General features: G+C 59.6%; 1 pseudogene. It reads right to left on the bottom strand.

Going from position 1 to position 1,563, the window contains the following annotated elements:
- Positions 1–22: 22 nt before the first annotated feature.
- A pseudogene (locus tag GTW23_RS23315) lies at positions 23–1,480 on the bottom strand (ISKra4 family transposase).
- Between the last annotated feature and the right edge of the window lie 83 nt (positions 1,481–1,563).

The raw sequence follows: 1,563 nt of genomic DNA, 5'->3' as shown, positions 1-1,563 counted from the left end.
GAGACTGGTAATTTCTCCGGGGTCAGGCAACCTGCGGAAGGGGCGGCTTTGGCTTGAATATTGGAGGCACATTCGGTTCCGGCTGTCGGAACGGTGCTCGTAGCCGATCGCGAAGTTCGCCATTTGCCTCCGCAGTTCGAACCTGCATCAGCATATTCGCACCGTGGAGCGACCACCGCATCTGCTGCTGCTTCACCATCCGCTTGCCGACAAGAGATTTCACTGCCGACTCGGCGAGGGTCGTGGCAACGCGGAGCCCGGCTCGGTAACGCTTCCCATAGTCGACAATGGCACCACGGTTCGAGCGGATATAGGTCAGGAGTTGAACGCCGAGGCTGTGCAGCCGGGCGATCGAGAACCCGCTTACTTCCCGTGATCCCTGCAGCTTCGCCAGGAGTCGCTCCAGGTCCCGGATCGCGCGATCCACGCGGCCGTGTCACAAACGCCATTTCACGGCTCTGACATCTCTGTGGATGGTTGGAAGCGGTTCAATGGGGCTGGGCTGCGATCGCGCGATGCGATCGGCAATCTGCTGCATGGGCTGGATCTTCATGGCGATGTGGAACCAGTCGATGATGTCGGTTGTCGGCTTCGGCATATCGCGGGGCGCCCGCTTGAGAACTTCTGCGCCGTCCGAAATCACCGTCACATCGCCAAAGCCGCGATATCCGACTCCTTCAAGCGCGTGGAGCGCGCGATCGCGAATTGCTTGCTGGGCGGTGCTGCCAGTGACGAAATAGCGACCACCTGGTTCGCCTCGTCCTCCGCGGTCGCATAGGGCAACGACGAGCTCGAAGTTTCGCGCTGCATTGGGCTCGGCGCTGCGAACATGAGCGGTATCGATGCTGATGACGAATTCCTTGCGGCGATCGCCGGGAAGGTGCATCTCAAGCTGGCGGCGGTCATCCGCTTGAGCTCTTGCCTTCCATGTTTCCCGTACAGTCTGGTCATCGAGCCGTTCGCCGATCCTGATGGTTCGCTTGCATACGGTCGCATACGTCTCTGTGGGTTCAATCGGCAGGAACTCGGCCAGCACCTTGGCTGCCTGCCGGTAGGGCATCATGCTTCCCAAACGGGCTGTCAGCTCCATCATTTCGGACGTCGCTCGATCGGGGCAGATTTCCTTGAGCGGCGCGAAGGCGCCGACCATGCCCGGATGGCAATCCTGGCACAGCATCCAGCGAGGATTACGGACATCCACAGTGCCGATGACGGTTCGGATCCGGCGTGATGTGTAGTCCTTGACCGACCGGAACGAGTGGCAATCTGGGCAGACCCGACGGAAGAGGGAGTAGGTCTCCGTCTCATGGGCTACAACTGCTCTTTGCAGCGCCGTCATAATTGTCTTGCCGTCCTCAATCGATAGGCCAATGTCGCCGTCAAACAGACGATCCCAACTCTTATCGATATGAACCGCCTTCCGGCAAACGTCACCGAACTCGTTCTTCCCCTCGATCGTGATCGTCCATTCCACCGCCATCGCTGCCTCTCCGAACAAAGCGTTGCTGATGGACTGCGCTGACCTAACAAACAGTGTCCGACCCCAGAGAATTTACCGGTCTC

This window comes from Parahoeflea alexandrii (assembly GCF_024105735.1).
In the GTDB taxonomy this organism is placed as follows: domain Bacteria; phylum Pseudomonadota; class Alphaproteobacteria; order Rhizobiales; family Rhizobiaceae; genus Hoeflea; species Hoeflea alexandrii.
The sequence above is the reverse complement of the archived record's forward strand: the minus strand, read 5'-3'. Positions and strand labels throughout refer to the sequence as shown.